This is a genomic window from Streptomyces sp. NPDC001594 (assembly GCF_042893675.1).
Lineage (GTDB): Bacteria > Actinomycetota > Actinomycetes > Streptomycetales > Streptomycetaceae > Streptomyces.
In genome coordinates, this window is sequence record NZ_JBIAVB010000003.1 from 484,711 (window position 1) to 503,496 (window position 18,786).

An 18,786-nucleotide genomic window follows, 5' to 3' on the forward strand; every position below is an offset into this window, starting at 1 on the left:
CACGGGGGAGCCGGCCGGATCAGATGAGGGCGGTGGCCTCCTCCAGGGAGAGGCCGCCGCCTTCGGCGTACGCCGCCTCGTACCCGGCGTCCCCCAGCGCCGCCCGCGCCCGCTCCCCGGCACGGGCGGCGTCCTCGCGTTCCGTGCTGACGGGGTGGTGCCCGGCCGGCAGGTGGGCGTGGTAGGCGCCGATCAGCCGCGCGCCCTCGTGGGCCGCCCCCGGCCCGCCGAGGCCGATCCGGGCCACGGCGGCCGTCAGCAGGTACAGGGCGGGCATGTGCGGGGCGACCATCATCGCCAGCGGGTGCTGATCGGTTCGCGCCGCCTCGCGGACCAGGGTCAGGGCGTCCTCGTGCTTGCCCTCCTGGTTGTCCAGCCAGGCCGTCGTGGCGAGCAGGAACACGTCGAAGACGGCGAAGGCGCCGAGGGCGAACTCCTCGCGCAGCAGCCGGATCTGCTCCCGGGCCGCGGGGATCCGGCCGGTGCGGCCGTAGATGCCGGCGAGGAACATCCGGCCGGCCGGCGCGGCCTCGTTGCCGAACCGGGCCACCGTGGTGAGGCTTTCCCCGAGGAGGCGCTCGGCCTCCTCGATCCGGCCGCTCTCGACGAGGGAGCCCGCCATCCGCACCCGCAACACCGTCACCTGTGCCTTGGCGCCCAGGCGTTCGGCGTACTCGATCGCCGCGAGGTAGTCCTCGGCGGACAGGGCGTAGTCCCCGCGCTTCTCCCGGGACTCGGCCCGGGCCGACAGGGCCTCGGCGCAGCCCCAGTCGTCGCCGAGTTCACGGAAGAGGGCCAGGCTCTCGTCGGCGTCGCGGGAGGCGTCGCCGGCCCAGTCGGCGCGATTGGCGAGGATGTTGGCCCGCAGCTGGAGGGCGGAGGCGAGCTCCCAGCCGTAGCCGAGCTCGCGGGCGGTCTCGACGGTCGCGTCGACCACCCGCTTGAGCAGGCCGGCGTCCCCCGCGATCATCACGGCGTAGATCCACAGCGCGCCCGGGGTCCGGCAGGTCTGCGGGAGGCCCGGCCGGTAGACGGCGAGGACGCCCGCGACCTGCGCGCGGACCTCCGGGTTGTCCCAGTCGGCGCTCGTCTGGTCCCGGACGGTCAGCCGGACCAGGTGCAGGGCGCGCCAGCCCTCGGCGAGGACCTCGCCGGAGTAGGGCGGGGGCGTGTCGAGGAGCCGCTCGTGGACGGGCCCGGCGGGGACGTGGGGCGGGGCGAAGGGGTCCGGGCCGAGCGCGGCGGCGGCTTCGGTCCAGTGCCGGGTCTCGGCGCGCAGGTCCTGCATGTGCCAGTACCAGGTGAGGGCGTGGACCAGGCACAGCACCTCGCCGACGTCGCGGGTGGCGAGGGCCCGGCGCAGGGCGGTGCGGAGGTTCTCGTACTCGGTGGCGAGGCGGTCGGCGGCCGCGCGCTGGCCGTGGCCGCGCAGCCGGGGCTCGGTGGTGCGGGCGAGTTCGCGGTAGTGGACGAGGTGGCGCTGCTCGGTCTCGTCGCGGTCGGTCTCGCCGAGGCGCTCGGCGGCGTACTCGCCGACGGTCTCCAGGAGCCGGTAGCGCATGTCGCCGGCCGGGCCGGGGGCGGCGACGACGAGGGACTTGTCGACCAGGGCCGCCATGGCGTCGGCGACGTCGAGCCGGCTGCCGTCGCCGCAGACGGCCTCGGCGGCCTCCAGGTCGCAGCCGCCCGCGAAGACGGACAGCCGGCGCAGTACGGCCCGTTCGGGTTCGTCGAGGAGGTCCCAGGACCAGTCGACGACGGCGCGCAGGGTCTGCTGGCGGGGCAGGACGGTGCGGGCTCCGCCGGTGAGCAGCCGGAAGCGGTCGTCGAGGCGGTCGGCGATCTGGCGGGGGGTGAGCAGGCGCAGCCGGGCGGCGGCCAGTTCGATGGCGAGGGGCAGCCCGTCGAGGCGGCGGCAGATCTCGGCGGCGGCCTCCGGGTCGTCGGCGACCCGGAAGCCGGGCTTCGCGGCGGCCCCGCGGTCGTCCAGTAGCCGCAGCGCGACGGGGTCGGGCAGCGGCTCGACGGGCCGCAGCAACTCCCCCGGCACTCCGAGCGGTTCCCGGCTGGTGGCGAGGATCCGCACGCCGGGGCACTGGGTGAGGACGCGTTCGGCGAGCTCGGCGGCGGCGCCGATGACGTGCTCGCAGTTGTCCAGGAGCAGCAGGAGGCGGCGACGGGAGCAGTGTTCGGCGAGCCGGTCCAGGGGGTTGTCGCCGGTGCGGTCGGTGAGGGCGCGCAGTTCCTCGGCGGCGGCGCCGCGCAGCTTGGTCTCGCGGGCGCCGAGGGCGGCGAGGGCGGCCTCGGCGACGTCCTCGGGGTCGTCGACGGGCGCCAGCTCCACGAGCCACACCCCGTCGGGCCAGTCCCCGGCGGGGTGCGCCTCGGCGGCCTCCTGCGACAGCCGCGTCTTGCCGGCCCCGCCGGGCCCGAGCAGGGTGACGAGCCGGGCCCGCGCGAGGTCGCCGCCGATGGCCCGGATGTCCTCCTCCCGCCCGACGAAGGTGGTCAGCCGGGCCCGCAGGTTCCCGGGGGCGGGGGCGGCGGCGTACGCGGGGGCGGCGGGGGCCGGAGCTGCGGCGGCGTGCGACACGGCTGCGGCGCCCGGGTGGTGGGCGGGCGGGGCCGTCGGGTCGGGCCGGGCCGGGGTGGCCGCCGCCGCGGAGGCGGCGGTTGCAGCGGCGGGTGCCACGGCTGCGGCGCCCGGGTGGGGGGCGGGCGGGGCGGGCCAGGCCGGGGTGGCGGACGGGGTCGGTTCCGGGGCGGGGGTGCCCGAGAGGAGTTCCGTGTGCAGGGTGCGCAGGGCCGGCCCCGGGTCGGTGCCCAGGCGGGTGGACAGGTCCCGGCGGACCGTCTCGTAGGCGGCCAGGGCCTCCGCGGGGCGGCCCACTGCGCGGAGGGCCCGGATGCGGAGGGACTGCAGGGACTCGTCCAGGGGGTGGCGGGCGCACAGTTCGGTCAGCTCCGGCAGGGCCTGTTCCGCTTCGCCCAGCGCCAGCGCCGCGCCCAGGCGGCCCCGGCGCGCGTCCATCCGTACGGCATCCCAGCGGGCGGACTCGGCCGCCGGATCGGGGAGGGAGGCCAGCGCGGGGCCCCGCCACAGGGCGAGCGCCTCGTCGTACAGGGCCGCCGTCCGGGCGGGTTCGGCCGCGGCCGCGGCGGAGCGCACGAGCCCTTCGAAGCGGTACAGGTCCACGTCGTCCCGTACGGCCTCCAGCCGGTAGCCGCCCTCCGCGGAGCGCACGGCCCCGTGCCCCAGGGCCCGCCGCAGCCGGGCCACCAGCGCCTGGAGCGCGGCGGGGGCGTCGGCCGGCGGGTCGGCGTCCCACACCTCGGCGACGAGCATCGCGGCGGGCACGGTCCGGCCGGGCCGCAACGCGAGCGCGGTCAGGAGCGCGCGCAGGCGCGCTCCGCCGACGGCGACGGGGGTCCCGTCGTCGCGGATGGCCTGGGCGGTGCCGAGAATCGCGTAACGCACCGGCCCATTGTCCCCCGGGCCCCGGGGGACAACGGGCCGTCGGCCCGGGATAGGTTTCGCCGCATGGTTCACCAGGGCGGCCGCGGCGAGCGGCGTATCAGTTCCGTCTTCCTCGGCATCGTCGCCGTCATGGCGGTCACCGGCTGGGCGGTGTGGACGGGCTTCGCGGCGAACCCGGGTCTCGCCGTGTTCCTCTTCGTCACCTCGGCGTGGGTGGTGTCGCTGTGCCTGCACGAGTACGCGCACGCCCGTACCGCCCTGCACGGCGGCGACTTCACCGTCGGCGCCAAGGGCTACCTCACCCTGAACCCGCTGAAGTACACGCACGCCCTGCTCAGCATCGTGCTGCCGGTGGTCTTCGTGATCCTGGGCGGGCTGGGTCTGCCCGGCGGGGCCGTGTACATCGAACGGGACCGGATCCGAGGCCGCTGGCGGCACAGCCTCGTCTCGGCGGCGGGCCCGCTGACGAACGTGGCCTTCGCGATCGTGTGCACGGCGCCGTTCTGGCTGGACGCCCTGGACGGGGTGCCGCAGCCGTTCCGCTTCGCGCTGGCGTTCCTGGCGCTGCTCCAGGTCTCGGCGGCGATCCTGAACTTCCTGCCGGTCCCCGGCCTGGACGGCTACGGGGTCATCGAGCCCTGGCTCTCCCACCGCGTCCGGCGCGAGCTCGCGCCGCTGGCGCCGTTCGCGCTGATCGGGGTGTTCGCCCTGCTGTGGATCCCGGAGGTCAACGCGGTCTTCTTCGACGCGGTGCGGGGCGTCCTGCGCGCCCTGGGCGTCTCGGACCTGGAGACGTACTGCGGCCGCGACCTGTACCGCTTCTGGACCGGTGAGGACGGCTTCTGCGCGGCCCCCGTCGACTGACGTCCTAGACGGCCTCGCGCCGCTTCTCGGCCTTGGCCTTGCGGATGTAGAACCAGGCCATGTTGGACGTCACGCCGGCCAGCAGCACCCACACGATCCCGAGGAAGCTGCCCTCCACGAAGGCGACCACGGCGGCGGCCACGGCAAGGGCGCAGACGACAACGGCGAACACGGCAAGGCGGGGCATCCGGAACAGCTCCTCGGCAACACGGAACGGGGTCGAGCCCCTCCAGTGTCCCCCATCCGTCCCCCGTCCCCGCCGCAGCTCATTTCCGGCTTTGCCTGATCTTCCGCACTGCTCCCGGTTACGGTTCGCCGGACGCGCGGATCCGGTCGCGCGCCACGAGAGCGGGGGGAACGCGATGCAGGAGATCCGCAAGGGTGCGAACGTCAGCCTGAACGCGCTGAGCGAGGACGTCGGCGCGGTCGTGGTGAGCCTGGGCTGGACCAGTGCGTCGGGCGCGGGGGACGCGGACGTCTCCGTGCTGCTGGTGGACGAGAACGGCAAGATCCGCAGCGAGAACGACTTCTACTTCTACAACAACCCCGCCGCCCCGGACGGGAGCGTGCAGCTCCTGGGCAAGACCCCCACCGACAGCGGCGACGAGGACCGCATCAGCGTCGATCTGACGGCGGTGCCGGCTGACGTGGCACGGATCGTGGTGGCGGCCAGCCAGTACGGCGGGGCCCGCTTCGGCGACCTGGACGACCTGCGGATGACGGTCGCCGACCGGTCGGGTGAGCCGCTGGTGGGCTTCTCCATCGACGACGCGGGCGTGGAGACGGCCTTCATTTTCGGGGAGCTGTACCGGCGGGGTGAGGAGTGGAAGTTCCGCGCCGTGGGCCAGGGGTACGAGACCGGGCTGGCCGGACTCGCCACGGACTTCGGTGTCATGGTCGACGAGTCCGAGGAAGCGGACGGGGCGGACGGGCTGGGCGGGGACGCCGAGGCGGACGTGACGGGCGCCGCCGGCGGCTCCGCGGACCCGGCCGACCCCGCGCAGGCCGTGGCAGACCCGGCCCCCGAGGCCGCCGCGGCCCCGGACTCCGCCGACGGGGCCGGTGACCTCCCCGGGCCCGCCGTTCCGGCGCAGACGCGCGGCAGGAGCCCGCGGACGACCCGGAAGAAGGTCACGCTGCCCAGGGTCCCGGGCAAGTCCCTCGCCGAGAACGACGCCTGGCGCCCCGCGCGGCTCTTCCCCGTCCCCACCCTCAAGAGCGACCGGGAACGCGAGGTGCGCGCCACCTCCGTGCTGCTCGCCGTCATGGCACAGGTGCCCGAGCTGGGCCGTCGGCTGACCGCCGGGTTCGGTGCGCCCGCCGGGCGGATGCAGACCTTCACCGAGGTGTCCCTCCCCCACGGCGACACGCCCCGGCGTCCGGACGGGGTGATCCGGGTCGAGCGGGCGGGCAAGCTGTGGACCGCGCTCGTCGAGACCAAGACCAACGGGAACCCGCTGCGGGCCGAGCAGGTCCAGGAGTACATGGACATCGCCGCGCGCCGGGCCTACGAGGCCGTGATCACGCTCTCCAACGACGTGGCGCTCGACGGGGCCCCCGTGGTGGACGTCAGGACCGACGGCCGGCGCAAGCACAAGGTCAGCCTGTGGCACCTGTCGTGGGCGGAGGTGGCGCACCAGACGCAGTTGCTGATCCGGCACGAGGGCGTGGCCAACGCCGCACACGCCTGGCTGCTCCAGGAGCTGCTGGAGTACCTCCAGCACGAGAACTCCGGCTGCCACGGGTTCCAGAACATGGGGCCCGCCTGGGTTCCCGTGCGCAAGGGGATCGACGACGAGACGCTCAGCGTCGGGGATCCGCGTGCGGTGGAGGTGGTGGAGAGCTGGGAGCGGCTGATCCGGCAGGTCTGCCTGCGCCTGGGCGGGGAGCTGGGGCAGAAGGCGCTGCCGGTGCAGCGGGCCCGGCGCGGCAGTGATCCGCGGGCGCGGCGGGTGGCCGCGGCGGAGCGGCTGTGCCGGGAGGGCCGGCTGGCGGCGGAGCTGCGCATCGAGGGGACGGACCGGGTGATCGCGGTCACGGCGGACCTGCGGACGGCGAAGGTCCGCACCTCGGTGGACGTGCCGGCGCCCGCCGGCTCCTACCCGCTGACCACGGCGAAGCGGCTGCTGCGGATGCTGGCCGAGGCCCCGGCCGACCTGCACGTGGAGAGCCTGGTGGAGGGGGGCGGGGGGCCGCGCGGCACCCTGGAGCGGCTGCGGCCGGAGCCGGCGGACCTGCTGCCCAAGGGCGGTGCGCAGCTCACCGGGTTCCGGCTGTCCCTCATCAAGGGGACGGGCACGGCCCGGGGCAACGCGGAGTCCGGGTTCATCCGCAGCGTGGACGAGGCCGTGGAGCGGTTCCACCACGGCGTGCTGGCGCACCTGGGCGGCCTGGAGCCGCGCGCCGGGCGCAAGGGCTGAACCCCGGGCCCGGCGTGGGGCCCGGGGGGCGGCGGGACGATCAGACGTCGGTGAGGCGGAGGCCCGCGTGGGCCTTGTAGCGGCGGTTGGTGGAGATGAGGTTGGCGACCATCGCCTCCACCTGGTGGGCGTTGCGCAGGCGTCCCGCGAAGACGCCGCGCATGCCGGGGATGCGGCCGGCGAGGGCCTGGACCAGGTCGGTGTCGGCGCGGGATTCGCCGAGGACCATGACGTCGGTGTCGATCTCCTCGACCGAGGTGTCCTGGAGGAGGACCGCGGAGAGGTGGTGGAAGGCGGCGGTGACCCGGGAGTCGGGGAGCAGGGCGGCGGCCTGCTGGGCGGCGCTGCCCTCTTCGACCTGGAGGGCGTAGGCGCCCTGCTTGTCGAAGCCCAGCGGGTTGACGCAGTCCACGACGAGCTTGCCGGCGAGGTCCTCGCGGAGGGCCTCCAGGGTCTTGGCGTGGCCCTCCCACGGCACCGCGATGATGACGATGTCGCTGCGGCGGGCGCAGTCGGCGTTGTCGGCGCCCTCGACGCCGAGGCCCAGTTCCCGTGCGGCGGTCTCGGCGCGGTCGGCGGCCCGGGAGCCGATGATCACCTTCTGGCCCGCCCGGGCGAGCCGGTAGGCGAGGCCGCGGCCCTGGTCGCCGGTGCCGCCGAGGACGCCGACGACGAGGCCGGAGACGTCGGGGAGGTCCCAGGGATCCTTGGCCGGCGGCTTCTGGGTGCTGTCTGAGGAAGTCATGGGGGCGAGCGTACTGCCGGGTACGTGGCGGTCGAAGGGGTGGGAGAGGGGCGAAGTGCCCCCCGGGGCCCCGGGGGGTGCGGCAGGATGCGGGCCATGGATGCCGTGAGGGTGGCTCTGTTGCGCGAGGTGCTCGCGGGAACGCCGTGGCCGGGTGAGGCGCGGAGGTTCGCCGGTTCGCTGCGGCGGGCGGTGGTGCCGGCGGGCGGGGGCCTGCTGCTGGTGGGGACGGAGCGGTACGAGCCCTGGCACCTGGCGGCGCACCTGGTGGACGAGGCCGCCTGGTCGGGGCAGCCGGAGCTGGCGCCGACGCTGGTGCGCCACCGGGTGCTGCCGGGCGAGCCGCCGCACCTGTCGGTCGGGCTGGGCCGGCTGGAGGCGGCCCGGCGCGGGCACACCCTGCTGGTGGTGGCTCCGGAGCGGCCGGGCGAGGGGCTGCTGGAACGGGTCCACGACGCCCGGCGCGCGGGGGCGACCGTGCTGTCGCTGGACGGCGGGGACGCCGACCTGGGCGCCCTCGCGCACGACGCGCTGTCGGTGCCGGCGGCGGACAGCGCCCTGGACCTGGACACGGTGCAGCACCTGGTCGGAGCGGCGGCCGGGGAGAACGGCCTGCCGGTGCGGCGGGGCGCGGGCGGGGCCACGGGCGTGCGGCGGCTGCGGGACCGGCTGGCGCGGCTGGCCGATCAGCTGACCGCCCCGCCGCCCAGCCGCTGGTAGCGGGGGCCGCCCGTCAGGGGGTGGCCGTGCCGGTGCCGTCCGCCTCCCCGTCCCCCTCGCGGGTCTTGTCGTTCCACTTGGGGTCGTTCTGCCATTCGAGGTCGCGTTCCCGTGCCGATTCCATGGCGTGGGCGGCCTCCTCGGGGCTGGCGTACGGGCCGAAGCGGTCCTTTGCGGGGCAGTCGGGACCCTCCTCGACCTTCTTGTGGACCAGGCAGTAGTACCACTCGCCCGGTTTGCCCACCTGGCGCTTCTTGAACAGGGCCATCGTCCCCAGGCTCCTCTCGGTCCCTCTCGGTCCTCTTCTACAGCGCCATGCTGCCCCATGACCGCTGGATACACTCGCTGCATGTCCGGTCAGTCGCTGCTCGTACCAGGCGAGCTCTCTCCCGCCCGTTCCGTTCCCGGAAACATCCGCCGGCCCGAGTACGTGGGCAAGCCCGGCCCCAAGCCGTACACGGGACCGGAGGTGCAGTCCGCCGAGACCGTCGAGGCCATGCGCGTCGCCGGCCGCATCGCCGCGCAGGCGATGGAGGAGGCCGCGAAGCACATCGCACCGGGGGTGACCACGGACGAGCTGGACCGGGTCGCGCACGAGTACATGTGCGACCACGGCGCCTACCCCTCGACGCTGGGCTACCGGGGCTTCCCCAAGTCGCTGTGCGCCTCCCTCAACGAGGTCATCTGCCACGGCATCCCCGACTCGACCGTCCTGCGCGACGGCGACATCGTGAACCTCGACGTGACCGCCTACATCGGCGGGGTGCACGGCGACAACAACGCCACCTACCTGTGCGGCGAGGTGGACGAGGAGTCGCGGCTGCTGGTGGAGCGCACCCGCGAGTCCCTGAACCGCGCGATCAAGGCGGTCAAGCCCGGCCGCCAGATCAACGTCATCGGCCGGGTCATCGAGTCGTACGCGAAGCGCTTCGGCTACGGCGTGGTCCGGGACTTCACCGGGCACGGCATCAACTCGTCCTTCCACTCCGGCCTGATCATCCCGCACTACGACAGCCCGCACGCCACCACCGTCATGGAGCCGGGCATGACGTTCACGATCGAGCCGATGCTGACGCTGGGCACCCACGAGTACGACATGTGGGAGGACGGCTGGACGGTCGTCACGAAGGACCGCAAGCGGACCGCGCAGTTCGAGCACACACTGGTGGTGACGGAGACGGGGGCGGAGATCCTCACCCTGCCGTAGCGGTTGTGCGCTGCGGGGGCTTTTTACCGACAGGCTGTCGGGAACGCATTGACTCAGGCATGCCCCAGCAGGAGGATCGGGCGTGGTGGCGGTGTTCGCCGTGCCCGATTCCTCTCCTCGGGAGGTCCGTCTTGGACGCCTTCTCCACGGTCATCCGCGTCGCCTCGCACGAGCAGCACACCGAAGCCGAGACCTCCGCGTTCATGGGCGACCTGCTCGGCGGGCGGCTGGGCGTGGAGGCCTACACCCGCTACACCGAGCAGCTGTGGTTCGTGTACCGGGCGCTGGAGGACGCGGCCGACGCGCTCCGCGAGGACCCGGTGGCGGGGCCGTTCATCCGGCCCGAGCTGATGCGGGTGGCGGAGATCGAGCGCGACCTGGCGCACCTGATCGGGCCCGACTGGCGGGAGTCGGTGACGGCCCTGCCGGCGACGCGGGCGTACGCGGACCGGGTCGCGCTGTGCGCGCGGGAGTGGCCCGGCGGGTACGTCGCCCACCACTACACCCGCTACCTGGGCGACCTTTCCGGCGGGCAGATCATCCGGGACAAGGCGGAGCGGACCTGGGGGTTCGCGCGCAAGGGTGACGGGGTGCGGTTCTACGTGTTCGCGGGGATCCCGAACCCGGCGGCGTTCAAGCGGGTCTACCGGGAGCTGCTGGACGCGATCGCGGCGGACGACCTGGAGAAGCAGCGGATCGTGGACGAGTGCAAGCGCGCCTTCGACCACAACGGGGCCGTCTTCCGGGAGCTGGGTGAGGAGTTCCCGCTCAGCGCCTGAGCCCCGCCCCCCGCCCCCCGGCCGGACGCGCGGCTAGGACGCGAAGCGGACGCGGCCGCCCAGTTCCACCGTGCCGTCGGGGGCCGGGGCCGTGAGGAGCTGGGAGCCGGAGCCCTGGGTGATGTTCAGGGCGCGGTTCAGTTCGGCGGTGAGGAGGATCGCCGCCGAGCCGGTGGCCTCGTCCTCGGCGACGGCCCCGTCGGGGCGGCGCGGGAAGCCCCGGGCGCGGATCCGGCCGGCGGGCTCGTCCTCCCAGGCCCACGCGTAGAGCCAGCCCTCGCCGGGCGGCGGGGTGGGCAGCGCCTCGACCTCGGCGGCGCTGGCGTACTGCCGCGTGTGCTTGCCGGTGACCCATTCGGGGCGGGCGGTGATCCAGGTGAACTCCCCGTCGTGGCGGGCCCACACGGATCCGACGGGCGGCCGGAGCTCCTCGAGGTCGAGCAGCCAGGCCAGTCCGACCAGCGGGTGCCCGGCGAAGGACATGCGGGTGCCGGGGGTGCGGATGTCGACGACCCCGCGTTCGGGGTCGTCCACGAACACCGTCTCGCTGTATCCCAGTTCGGCGGCGAGGGCCTGACGGGCCGCGTCGTCCGGGACGGTGCGGCCGTCGCGGACGACTCCGAGCAGGTTGCCGTGCCGGCCGTCACCCGCGCAGAACACCTTGATCACGTCGAGATCGTTCACAGCGGAATTCAAGCACGGGGCGGCCGCGGGCCCCTCCGCCGCGTTGCGGCCCCCCGCGCACCGGTGCGCCCCCGGCGCGCTCCCCCGCCCGGCCCCGGCCGGGCGGAACCGGACGGTAACCCCGCTCCCGCACGGAATGCGGACGGGGCCTTGACTCGTACTTGACCTTCGCTTGAGCCGGTCATGGAGGGGCCGTGACGGCCCCGTGTCCTGGGCCGGAAGGTGAGAGCTGAATCACTGGACGAGTGGGTGTCGGTGAGGTAAGCCTCGGTTAAGTTAGGTCCGCCTCACCAGGCTGCCCCACGCCTCCACCCCGCCAGGAGCCCGCATGCGCCCCGCCCGCTTCACCGTCCTCACCGCGGCCGCAGCCGTCGCCGCGCTCACCGCTGTCACCGGCTGTGCGGAGAAGGGCGACAAGGGCGGCTCGGACGCGATCCACGTGAACGCGACCGACAGCGCCTGCGAGGTCTCCACGACCGACTTCCCGGCGGGCAAGGTCTCCATCGAGGTCGAGAACAAGGGCTCCAAGGTCACCGAGCTGTACGTGCTCTTCCCGGACGACCGCATCGTCGCGGAGCGCGAGAACATCGGCCCCGGCACCAAGGCCACCATCACCGCCGAGATCAAGGCGGGCGACTACCTCTTCGCCTGCAAGCCCGGCATGAAGGGCGACGGCATCCGCACCAAGGTCAAGGCCACCGGCAAGGGCGCCTCCGAGAAGCGCAGCCCCGAGCTGGACGCCGCCGTGGCCTCGTACCGCAAGTACGTCCAGGAGCAGGCCGACGAGACCATGCCGAAGGCGCAGGCCTTCGCCGACGCCGTCAAGGCCGGCGACCTGGAGGCCGCGAAGAAGGCCTACGCCCCCTCCCGCCTGGGCTGGGAGCGCACCGAGCCGGTCGCCGAGTCCTTCGGCGACATCGACCCGAAGGTCGACGTCCGCGAGGACGGCCTGGAGGCCGGCCAGGACCCGGCGAAGGACTGGACGGGCTGGCACCGCCTGGAGAAGTCCCTCTTCCAGGACAACAAGATCGACGACAACGACAAGAAGCTCGCCGACACCCTGATCACCGACCTCACCGCCTGGCAGAAGAAGGTCGGCGAGGCGGAGATCACCCCCACCTCCATGGCCAACGGCGCCAAGGAACTCCTCGACGAGGTCGCCACCGGCAAGGTGACGGGCGAGGAGGAGCGCTACAGCCACACCGACCTGGTCGACTTCAAGGCCAACGTCGAGGGCGCCGAGAAGTCCTACGAGCTCCTCAAGGCCGTCACCGCCAAGAACGACCCGGAGCTCGCCAAGCAGCTGGACACCCAGTTCGCCGCGCTGAACACCCTCCTGGACAAGTACCGCGCCGACAAGAACACCTACGAGTTCACCTCGTACGACAAGGTCGGCGAGGCGGAGCGCAAGGAGCTCTCGGACGGCGTCAGCGCCCTGGCGGAGCCGCTCTCGAAGCTGGCCGCCGCGGTCGCCAAGTAGTCCACAGCCAGGCAGAGCGGGAGATCCCACCATGACCGATGCCCAGGAGCCGAAGGTGTCCGAGGACGCGGCCCAGCAGTCCACCGGGGGCGCGTCCGCGCCCTCGCGCCGCGCCGTCCTCGGCTGGGGCGGGACCGGGCTCGCGCTCGGCGCGGCCGCGGCCGGCGGCGCCGTGGCCGCCTTCGACGGCGGCTCGGACATCACGCCGGCGGCCTCCGCCGGCGCGGCCGTGGCCTTCCACGGCGAGCACCAGGCGGGCATCGCCAGCGCCGTCCAGGACCGGCTGCACTTCGCGGCCTTCGACGTGAAGACCAAGGACCGCGGGGAGCTCGTCAAGCTCCTCAAGGACTGGACGGCCGCCGCCCGCCTGATGACGGCCGGCCTGCCCGTCGGCGACGTGTTCGAGGGCGTGCCCGAGGCCCCGCCGACCGACACCGGCGAGGCCCTGGGCCTCAAGCCGTCCCGCCTGACCCTGACCTTCGGCGTCGGCCCGGGCCTGTTCGCCAAGGACCGCTTCGGCCTGGAGGGCAAGCGCCCCGAGGCGCTGGTGGACCTGGAGGCCTTCCCCGGCGACAACCTGGACCAGGCCCGCTCCGGCGGCGACCTGTGCGTCCAGGCCTGCGCCGACGACCCTCAGGTCGCGGTGCACGCCATCCGCCAGCTGGCCCGCATCGGCTTCGGCAAGGTGGCCGTCCGCTGGTCGCAGCTCGGCTTCGGCAAGACCTCCTCGACCACGCCCGACGAGCAGACCCCGCGCAACATGATGGGCTTCAAGGACGGCACCCGGAACATCGCCGGCACCGACACCGCCGCCCTCGACAAGCACGTGTGGGTCGGCGCGGGCGACGGCAGCGACTGGATGACCGGCGGCTCCTACCTGGTCGCCCGGCGCATCCGGATGCACATCGAGACCTGGGACCGCACCTCCCTGCGGGAGCAGGAGGACATCTTCGGCCGCGACAAGGGCGAGGGCGCCCCGGTCGGCAAGTCCAAGGAGCGCGACGAGCCGTTCCTGAAGGCGATGAAGCCCGACTCGCACGTGCGCCTCGCGCACCCCGACAGCAACAACGGCGCGACCATCCTGCGCCGCGGCTACTCCTTCACCGACGGCACGGACGGGCTGGGCCGGCTCGACGCGGGCCTGTTCTTCCTCGCCTACCAGCGCGACGTCCGCAAGGGCTTCGTCGCGATCCAGCGCCAGCTGTCGAAGAACGACGCGCTGAACGAGTACATCCAGCACGTGGGCTCGGCCGTCTTCGCCGTCCCGCCGGGCGTCCGCGACAAGGACGACTGGTGGGGCCGGACGCTGTTCGCGTAGGTCCACCCGGAGAGGAATCGCCGTGTTCGGCAACTATCTGATCGGCCTGCGCGAGGGCCTCGAAGCGAGCCTGGTCGTCTGCATCCTGGTCGCCTACCTGGTGAAGACCGGGAACCGGGCGGCGCTGCGGCCCGTGTGGCTCGGCATCGGGATCGCCTGCTCGATCTCGCTCGCGTTCGGTGCGCTGCTCACCTTCGGCACGCAGGAGCTGACCTTCGAGGCGCAGGAGCTCCTCGGCGGCAGCCTGTCGATCGTCTCGGTCGGCCTGGTGACCTGGATGGTCTTCTGGATGAAGAAGACCGCCCGGCACCTCAAGAGCGAGCTCCAGGGCAAGCTCGACGCGGCGCTCGCGATGGGCACCGGCGCGCTGGTCGCCACCGCGTTCCTGGCCGTGGGCCGCGAGGGGCTGGAGACGGCGCTGTTCGTGTGGGCGTCGGTCCGGGCCAGCGGGGAGGGTTCCTCCGCGCCGCTGGTCGGGGTGCTGCTGGGCATCGCGACGGCCATCGTGCTGGGCTGGCTGTTCTACCGGGGCGCGCTGAAGATCAACCTGTCGAAGTTCTTCACGTGGACCGGCGGGATGCTCGTCGTCGTCGCGGCGGGCGTCCTCGCGTACGGGGTCCACGACCTCCAGGAGGCCGGGTTCCTCGGCGGCCTCCAGGACAAGGCCTTCGACATCAGCTCGGCGGTCCCGCAGGACAGCTGGTACGGGGTCCTGCTGAAGGGCGTCTTCAACTTCCAGCCGGACCCGACGGTGACGCAGCTGGTGGTGTGGCTGCTGTACCTCGCGGCGGTGCTGACCTTCTTCCTGCTCCCGGCGCGCGTGCGCGGCGCGGCCGAGGCCCCGGCCGCGGCGAAGTAGGCCGCCCCTCCCCCTGACACGGCGCCCGGTTCGCTCCCCCCTCCGCGGGGACGAACCGGGCGCCGTTCGTCTGCGCTGCGGCGGGTCAGCCCCGGCCGATGTAGGGCATGGCCGTGGCCATCACCGTCGCGAACTGGACGTTCGCCTCCAGCGGGAGTTCCGCCATGTGCAGCACCGTCCGGGCGACGTCGGCGGCGTCCATGACCGGCTCGACCGCCAGCTGCCCGTTCGCCTGGAGGATCCCGGTCCGCATGCGCTCGGTCATGTCGGTCGCCGCGTTGCCGATGTCGATCTGGCCGCAGGCGATCCGGTAGGGCCGCCCGTCGAGCGACAGCGACTTGGTCAGGCCCGTCATGGCGTGCTTGGTGGCCGTGTAGGCGACCGAGTTCGGGCGCGGGACGTGCGCCGAGATGGAGCCGTTGTTGATGATGCGGCCGCCCTGGGGGTCCTGGTCCTTCATCACCCGGAAGGCCCCCTGCGCGCAGAGGAAGGAGCCCGTGAGGTTGACGTCGACGACCTGGCGCCAGTCCTCGTAGGAGATGTCCTCCAGCGGGACCCCGGCCGGGCCGAAGGTGCCGGCGTTGTTGAAGAGGAGGTCCAGGCGCCCGTAGCGGGCCCGCACGGTCTCGAAGAGGGCGCTCACGTCCCCCGGGTCGCTCACGTCCGCCCGCACGGGCAGCACGTCCGCGCCCTGCCCGGCCGCCGCCGCGGTCTCCTCCAGGGGGGCGGTCCGGCGCCCGGCCACGGCCACCGACCAGCCGGCCCCGGCCAGGGCGAGGGCCACGGAGCGGCCGATCCCGGAGCCGGCCCCGGTCACTACAGCGATCTTGTTCCCACGTGCGCTCATGGCCCCGCAGGGTACGTCACACCGGACATCCGGCCCGGAACGGTCCGGCAGCTGAGAGCATGGGTCGGTCAGGGGTGCATAAAAGCAGATGAAAAGACTGGAGTTCCGTATGTCGGAGAGAGGCCCCTCCGCGGCCCCCTCGCACGAGCCGTCCCCCTCCCCCTCGACCCCTCCCTCGGCCCCCGCCGCCGCCCCCCTGACCGCGGCGCGCCGCACCGGCCTGCTGGTCACGTTCATCCTGGGCGCGCTGACCGCCCTGCCGCCGCTGTCCATGGACATGTACCTCCCGGCCCTGCCGGAGGTCACCGCCGCCCTGGGCAGCCCGGCCGCGACCATCCAGCTCACCCTCACCTCCTGCCTCGCCGGCATGGCGCTCGGCCAGCTGGTCATCGGGCCCATGAGCGACAAGTGGGGGCGGCGCCGGCCGCTGCTGACCGGCATGGTCGTCTACGTACTCGCCACCGCGACCTGCGCCCTCGCCCCCTCCGCCGAACTGCTGATCGGCTTCCGTCTGCTGCAGGGCCTGGCCGGCGCCGCCGCCATCGTCATCGCACGGGCCGTCGTCCGCGACCTGTACGAGGGGGTCGAGATGGCCCGCTTCTTCTCCACCCTGATGCTCATATCCGGCACCGCCCCGATCGTCGCCCCGCTGATCGGCGGCCAGGTGCTCCGCCTCGCGGACTGGCGCGGGGTGTTCGTCGTCCTCACCGCCGTCGGCCTCGCGCTGACCCTCGCGGTCTGGCGCGGGCTCGGCGAGACCCTGCCGCCCGAGCGGCGCCAGACCGGCGGCGTGGGCGCGGCCCTGCGGACCATGCGGGGGCTGCTCTCCGACCGGGTCTTCGCCGGGTACACGCTGGCGGGCGGCTTCGCCTTCGCGGTGCTGTTCTCGTACATCTCCGCCTCGCCCTTCGTCGTGCAGGAGATCTACGGCGCCTCCCCGCAGGCCTTCAGCCTGCTGTTCGGCCTGAACTCCGTCGGCCTGATCATCGTCGGCCAGGTCAACGGCAAGCTGCTGGTCGGCCGGGTCAGCCTGGACAAGGTCCTCACCGTCGGCATCGCCGTGCTCACCACCGCCTCGGTGGCCCTGCTGCTGATGTCCGCCGGGGTGTTCGGGAAGGCCGGCCTGTTCCCCGTCGCCGCCGCGCTGTTCGTGCTGATGTCGACGATGGGCCTGGTCCTGCCCAACACCAACGCGCAGGCCCTGATGCGCACCCCGCACGCCGCCGGCTCGGCGTCCGCGCTGCTGGGCACCTCCTCCTTCCTCGTCGGCGCGGTGGCCTCCCCGCTGGTCGGGATCGCGGGCGAGCGGACGGCCGTCCCGATGGCCCTGGTCCAGCTGAGCTGCTCCCTGCTGGCGGCGGGCTGCTTCCTCGCCCTGTGCCGCCCCTGGCGGGACCGGGAGCCCATGGCCGCACCGGGCGACCCGGCCGGCCCCGCCGCGCCGTAAACTTCGCTGGTGAACGCCACCGCCCCCACCACCGCCGAAACCCTCCGCAGCGCGCTGGGCGGGCTGCTCGACGGACTCCCGCCGAAGCAGGCCGCGGCCGCCGTCGAGCGGCTGATCGCCAACTACCGGGGCGCCACCCCGACCGACGCGCCCGTGCTGCGCGACCGCTCCGACGTGGCCGCCTACGCCGCGTACCGGATGCCGGCCACCTTCGAGGCCGTGCGGTCCGCGCTGTACGGGCTGGCGGACGCCGCGCCGCGGTGGGCGCCGGGCTCGCACGTGGACGTGGGCGGTGGCACGGGGGCCGCGACCTGGGCGGTGGACGCCGTCTGGGACGGGCCCCGGACGACCACCGTGCTGGACTGGGCCGAACCGGCCCTGGCCCTCGGCAAGGAGCTGGCCGGCCGCTCCGACTCCGCCGCCCTGCGCTCGGCCGACTGGCGCCGGGCCGTCATCGGCGCCGGGATCGCCCTGCCCGACGCGGACCTGGTCACCGTCTCGTACGTGCTGGGCGAGCTGACGGAGGAGGCCCGCCGGGCGGTCGTCGCGGAGGCGGCCCGCGCCGGGCAGGCCGTCGTGCTGATCGAGCCGGGCACACCCGAGGGCTACCTGCGCGTCCGCGAGGCCCGCGACCAGCTGATCGCCGCCGGGCTGAAGGTGGCCGCGCCCTGCCCGCACGACGGGACCTGCCCGATCGAGGTGGGCCAGGACTGGTGCCACTTCTCGGCCCGGGTCAGCCGCTCCTCCCTGCACCGCAAGGTCAAGGGCGGCTCCCTGCCGTACGAGGACGAGAAGTTCGCCTACGTCGCCGCCACCCGCTTCCCCGCCACCCCGGTCCCCTCCCGGATCACGCGCAGGCCGCAGATCCGCAAGGGGCTCGTCCTGCTGGACCTGTGCGGCCCCGAGGAGACCGGGCTCGGCCGGGCCACCGTCACCAAGCGCCACGGCGGCCTGTACAAGGCGGCCCGGGACGTCGAGTGGGGCGAGCAGTGGCCCCCCGCCGACGCCCCGGACGCGGACCTCTAGGGGCGCAGCTCCTGGGTGCAGCACTTGACGCTGCCGCCGCCCTTCAGCAGCTCGCCCAGGTCCATCGGGATCGGTTCGAACCCGCGCTCGCGCAGCGGCGCCAGCAGCCCGGTCGCGGCCTGCGGGAGCAGCACGTGCCGGCCGTCGGAGACCGAGTTCAGGCCGAAGGCGGCCGCGTCCGGTTCGTCCACGAGCAGGGCGTCCGGGAACAGCCGGCGCAGCACGGCCTGGCTGCCCGGGGAGAAGGCCGGCGGGTGGTACATGATCTCGTCGCCGTCGAGCACGCACAGCGCCGTGTCCAGGTGGTAGTAGCGCGGGTCCACCAGGTCGAGGCCGATGACGGGGCGGCCGAAGAACTCCTGCGCCTCGTCGTGCGAGAGCGGGCTGGAGCGGAAGCCCCGGCCCGCCAGGATGTAGCCGGCGGTGACGGCGAAGTCCCCTTCGCCCTCGTTGACGTGCGAGGGCTCGTGGATGTCGGTGAAGCCGTGGGCCCGGAACCAGTCGAGGTGGATCTCCGCCTCGGCGGTGCGTTCCGGGTAGGCGAAGCGGGCCCCGAGGACCCGGCCGTCGATGACGAGGGCGCCGTTCGCCGCGAAGACCATGTCGGGCAGGCCCGGGTCCGGCTCCAGCGTCTCGACGGTGTGGCCGAGGGAGAGGTAGCGGTCCCTCAGGTCCTCCCACTGGGCGAGGGCGAGGGGCAGGTCCACCGGTTTCGTGGGGTCCATCCACGGGTTGATGGAGTACGTGACCTTGAAGTGTGCGGGTGCGCACATCAGGTAGCGCCGGGGTGTGGCGTCTCTGCGCAAAGAAGGCTCCTCACGACTGCGGACTCACGGTACGGGTGTGTACGGAGAGAATCGTCTCCCCTCAGGGTGCGGCCGCACAGTGAACCGATCGGGTGGTTTACCACAA

Annotated in this window: 17 protein-coding genes; 10 read left to right on the forward strand and 7 right to left on the reverse strand. The window is 73.7% G+C overall.

Going from position 1 to position 18,786, the window contains the following annotated elements; translation table 11 throughout:
• Nucleotides 1-19 precede the first annotated feature (19 nt).
• Nucleotides 20-3,478, reverse strand: a complete 3,459-nt coding sequence (locus tag ACFY0O_RS08510) for a BTAD domain-containing putative transcriptional regulator (protein WP_388944337.1) — start codon at nucleotides 3,476-3,478, stop codon at nucleotides 20-22.
• Nucleotides 3,479-3,541: 63 nt separating this feature from the next.
• Here ACFY0O_RS08510 and ACFY0O_RS08515 point away from each other — a divergent pair, with 63 nt between their 5' ends.
• The gene (locus tag ACFY0O_RS08515) at nucleotides 3,542-4,342 is read left to right on the forward strand and encodes a site-2 protease family protein (protein ID WP_388944340.1); all 801 of its coding nucleotides are present in this window, start codon (nucleotides 3,542-3,544) and stop codon (nucleotides 4,340-4,342) included.
• Between the two features lie 4 nt (nucleotides 4,343-4,346).
• On the opposite strand, the gene ACFY0O_RS08520 is transcribed toward ACFY0O_RS08515, so the two are convergent.
• Nucleotides 4,347-4,529: a hypothetical protein gene (locus ACFY0O_RS08520; protein WP_388944342.1), complete on the reverse strand. Its 183-nt coding sequence runs from the start codon at nucleotides 4,527-4,529 to the stop codon at nucleotides 4,347-4,349.
• A 175-nt stretch (nucleotides 4,530-4,704) separates the two neighbouring features.
• On the opposite strand from ACFY0O_RS08520, the gene ACFY0O_RS08525 reads away from it, so the two are divergent.
• A complete protein-coding gene (locus tag ACFY0O_RS08525) occupies nucleotides 4,705-6,762 on the forward strand; it encodes a TerD family protein (RefSeq protein WP_388944345.1) in 2,058 nt (685 codons plus the stop codon).
• Between the two features lie 40 nt (nucleotides 6,763-6,802).
• Here the strand turns inward: ACFY0O_RS08525 and npdG are convergent, their stop codons facing one another.
• Nucleotides 6,803-7,507: an NADPH-dependent F420 reductase gene (gene npdG / locus ACFY0O_RS08530; protein ID WP_358899495.1), complete on the reverse strand. Its 705-nt coding sequence runs from the start codon at nucleotides 7,505-7,507 to the stop codon at nucleotides 6,803-6,805.
• Nucleotides 7,508-7,603: 96 nt separating this feature from the next.
• Between npdG and ACFY0O_RS08535 the strand changes: the two genes are divergently transcribed.
• Nucleotides 7,604-8,227: a hypothetical protein gene (locus ACFY0O_RS08535; protein ID WP_388944348.1), complete on the forward strand. Its 624-nt coding sequence runs from the start codon at nucleotides 7,604-7,606 to the stop codon at nucleotides 8,225-8,227.
• Between the two features lie 13 nt (nucleotides 8,228-8,240).
• Here ACFY0O_RS08535 and ACFY0O_RS08540 read toward each other — a convergent pair whose 3' ends face one another.
• On the reverse strand, nucleotides 8,241-8,495 hold the full coding sequence (locus tag ACFY0O_RS08540; RefSeq protein ID WP_388944350.1) for a hypothetical protein: 255 nt from the start codon (nucleotides 8,493-8,495) through the stop codon (nucleotides 8,241-8,243).
• An 81-nt stretch (nucleotides 8,496-8,576) separates the two neighbouring features.
• Here ACFY0O_RS08540 and map point away from each other — a divergent pair, with 81 nt between their 5' ends.
• A complete protein-coding gene (gene map / locus ACFY0O_RS08545; protein WP_358899498.1) occupies nucleotides 8,577-9,434 on the forward strand; it encodes a type I methionyl aminopeptidase in 858 nt (285 codons plus the stop codon).
• Nucleotides 9,435-9,565: 131 nt separating this feature from the next.
• Nucleotides 9,566-10,213 (forward strand): heme oxygenase (biliverdin-producing), encoded by a 648-nt coding sequence (locus tag ACFY0O_RS08550; RefSeq protein ID WP_388944352.1) that lies wholly within the window; start codon nucleotides 9,566-9,568, stop codon nucleotides 10,211-10,213.
• A gap of 33 nt (nucleotides 10,214-10,246) precedes the next feature.
• On the opposite strand, the gene ACFY0O_RS08555 is transcribed toward ACFY0O_RS08550, so the two are convergent.
• Nucleotides 10,247-10,897 (reverse strand): PhzF family phenazine biosynthesis protein, encoded by a 651-nt coding sequence (locus tag ACFY0O_RS08555; protein WP_388944354.1) that lies wholly within the window; start codon nucleotides 10,895-10,897, stop codon nucleotides 10,247-10,249.
• Between the two features lie 328 nt (nucleotides 10,898-11,225).
• Here ACFY0O_RS08555 and efeO point away from each other — a divergent pair, with 328 nt between their 5' ends.
• From efeO to efeU, 3 genes are read left to right on the forward strand one after another with little or no spacing between them, the layout of a single operon-like run.
• On the forward strand, nucleotides 11,226-12,377 hold the full coding sequence (efeO, locus tag ACFY0O_RS08560; protein WP_388944357.1) for an iron uptake system protein EfeO: 1,152 nt from the start codon (nucleotides 11,226-11,228) through the stop codon (nucleotides 12,375-12,377).
• 31 nt (nucleotides 12,378-12,408) lie between these two features.
• Nucleotides 12,409-13,695, forward strand: a complete 1,287-nt coding sequence (gene efeB / locus ACFY0O_RS08565) for an iron uptake transporter deferrochelatase/peroxidase subunit (protein WP_388944360.1) — start codon at nucleotides 12,409-12,411, stop codon at nucleotides 13,693-13,695.
• Between the two features lie 22 nt (nucleotides 13,696-13,717).
• The gene (gene efeU / locus ACFY0O_RS08570; protein WP_388944361.1) at nucleotides 13,718-14,554 is read left to right on the forward strand and encodes an iron uptake transporter permease EfeU; all 837 of its coding nucleotides are present in this window, start codon (nucleotides 13,718-13,720) and stop codon (nucleotides 14,552-14,554) included.
• Between the two features lie 85 nt (nucleotides 14,555-14,639).
• On the opposite strand, the gene ACFY0O_RS08575 is transcribed toward efeU, so the two are convergent.
• Complete coding sequence (locus ACFY0O_RS08575) at nucleotides 14,640-15,401, reverse strand: SDR family oxidoreductase (RefSeq protein WP_388944363.1); 762 nt, start codon at nucleotides 15,399-15,401, stop codon at nucleotides 14,640-14,642.
• A gap of 109 nt (nucleotides 15,402-15,510) precedes the next feature.
• Between ACFY0O_RS08575 and ACFY0O_RS08580 the strand changes: the two genes are divergently transcribed.
• Entirely contained in the window at nucleotides 15,511-16,848 is a 1,338-nt protein-coding gene (locus ACFY0O_RS08580; protein ID WP_388944366.1) for a multidrug effflux MFS transporter, read from the forward strand.
• 9 nt (nucleotides 16,849-16,857) lie between these two features.
• On the forward strand, nucleotides 16,858-17,874 hold the full coding sequence (locus tag ACFY0O_RS08585) for a small ribosomal subunit Rsm22 family protein (protein WP_388944367.1): 1,017 nt from the start codon (nucleotides 16,858-16,860) through the stop codon (nucleotides 17,872-17,874).
• On the opposite strand, the gene ddaH is transcribed toward ACFY0O_RS08585, so the two are convergent.
• The gene (gene ddaH / locus ACFY0O_RS08590; RefSeq protein WP_358898417.1) at nucleotides 17,871-18,680 is read right to left on the reverse strand and encodes a dimethylargininase; all 810 of its coding nucleotides are present in this window, start codon (nucleotides 18,678-18,680) and stop codon (nucleotides 17,871-17,873) included. The two genes, ACFY0O_RS08585 and ddaH, sit on opposite strands and share 4 nt — an antisense overlap.
• Nucleotides 18,681-18,786: the final 106 nt, after the last annotated feature.

What these genes read in the sequence shown, in the direction of transcription:
- ACFY0O_RS08580 (WP_388944366.1), top strand. Translation starts at nt 15,511, where the DNA reads ATGTCGGAGAGAGGCCCCTCCGCGGCCCCCTCGCACGAGCCGTCCCCC.
- ACFY0O_RS08520 (WP_388944342.1), bottom strand. Translation starts at nt 4,529, where the DNA reads ATGCCCCGCCTTGCCGTGTTCGCCGTTGTCGTCTGCGCCCTTGCCGTG.
- efeB (WP_388944360.1), top strand. Translation starts at nt 12,409, where the DNA reads ATGACCGATGCCCAGGAGCCGAAGGTGTCCGAGGACGCGGCCCAGCAG.
- ACFY0O_RS08540 (WP_388944350.1), bottom strand. Translation starts at nt 8,495, where the DNA reads ATGGCCCTGTTCAAGAAGCGCCAGGTGGGCAAACCGGGCGAGTGGTAC.
- ACFY0O_RS08535 (WP_388944348.1), top strand. Translation starts at nt 7,604, where the DNA reads ATGGATGCCGTGAGGGTGGCTCTGTTGCGCGAGGTGCTCGCGGGAACG.
- ACFY0O_RS08525 (WP_388944345.1), top strand. Translation starts at nt 4,705, where the DNA reads ATGCAGGAGATCCGCAAGGGTGCGAACGTCAGCCTGAACGCGCTGAGC.
- npdG (WP_358899495.1), bottom strand. Translation starts at nt 7,507, where the DNA reads ATGACTTCCTCAGACAGCACCCAGAAGCCGCCGGCCAAGGATCCCTGG.
- map (WP_358899498.1), top strand. Translation starts at nt 8,577, where the DNA reads ATGTCCGGTCAGTCGCTGCTCGTACCAGGCGAGCTCTCTCCCGCCCGT.
- efeO (WP_388944357.1), top strand. Translation starts at nt 11,226, where the DNA reads ATGCGCCCCGCCCGCTTCACCGTCCTCACCGCGGCCGCAGCCGTCGCC.
- ACFY0O_RS08575 (WP_388944363.1), bottom strand. Translation starts at nt 15,401, where the DNA reads ATGAGCGCACGTGGGAACAAGATCGCTGTAGTGACCGGGGCCGGCTCC.
- ACFY0O_RS08515 (WP_388944340.1), top strand. Translation starts at nt 3,542, where the DNA reads ATGGTTCACCAGGGCGGCCGCGGCGAGCGGCGTATCAGTTCCGTCTTC.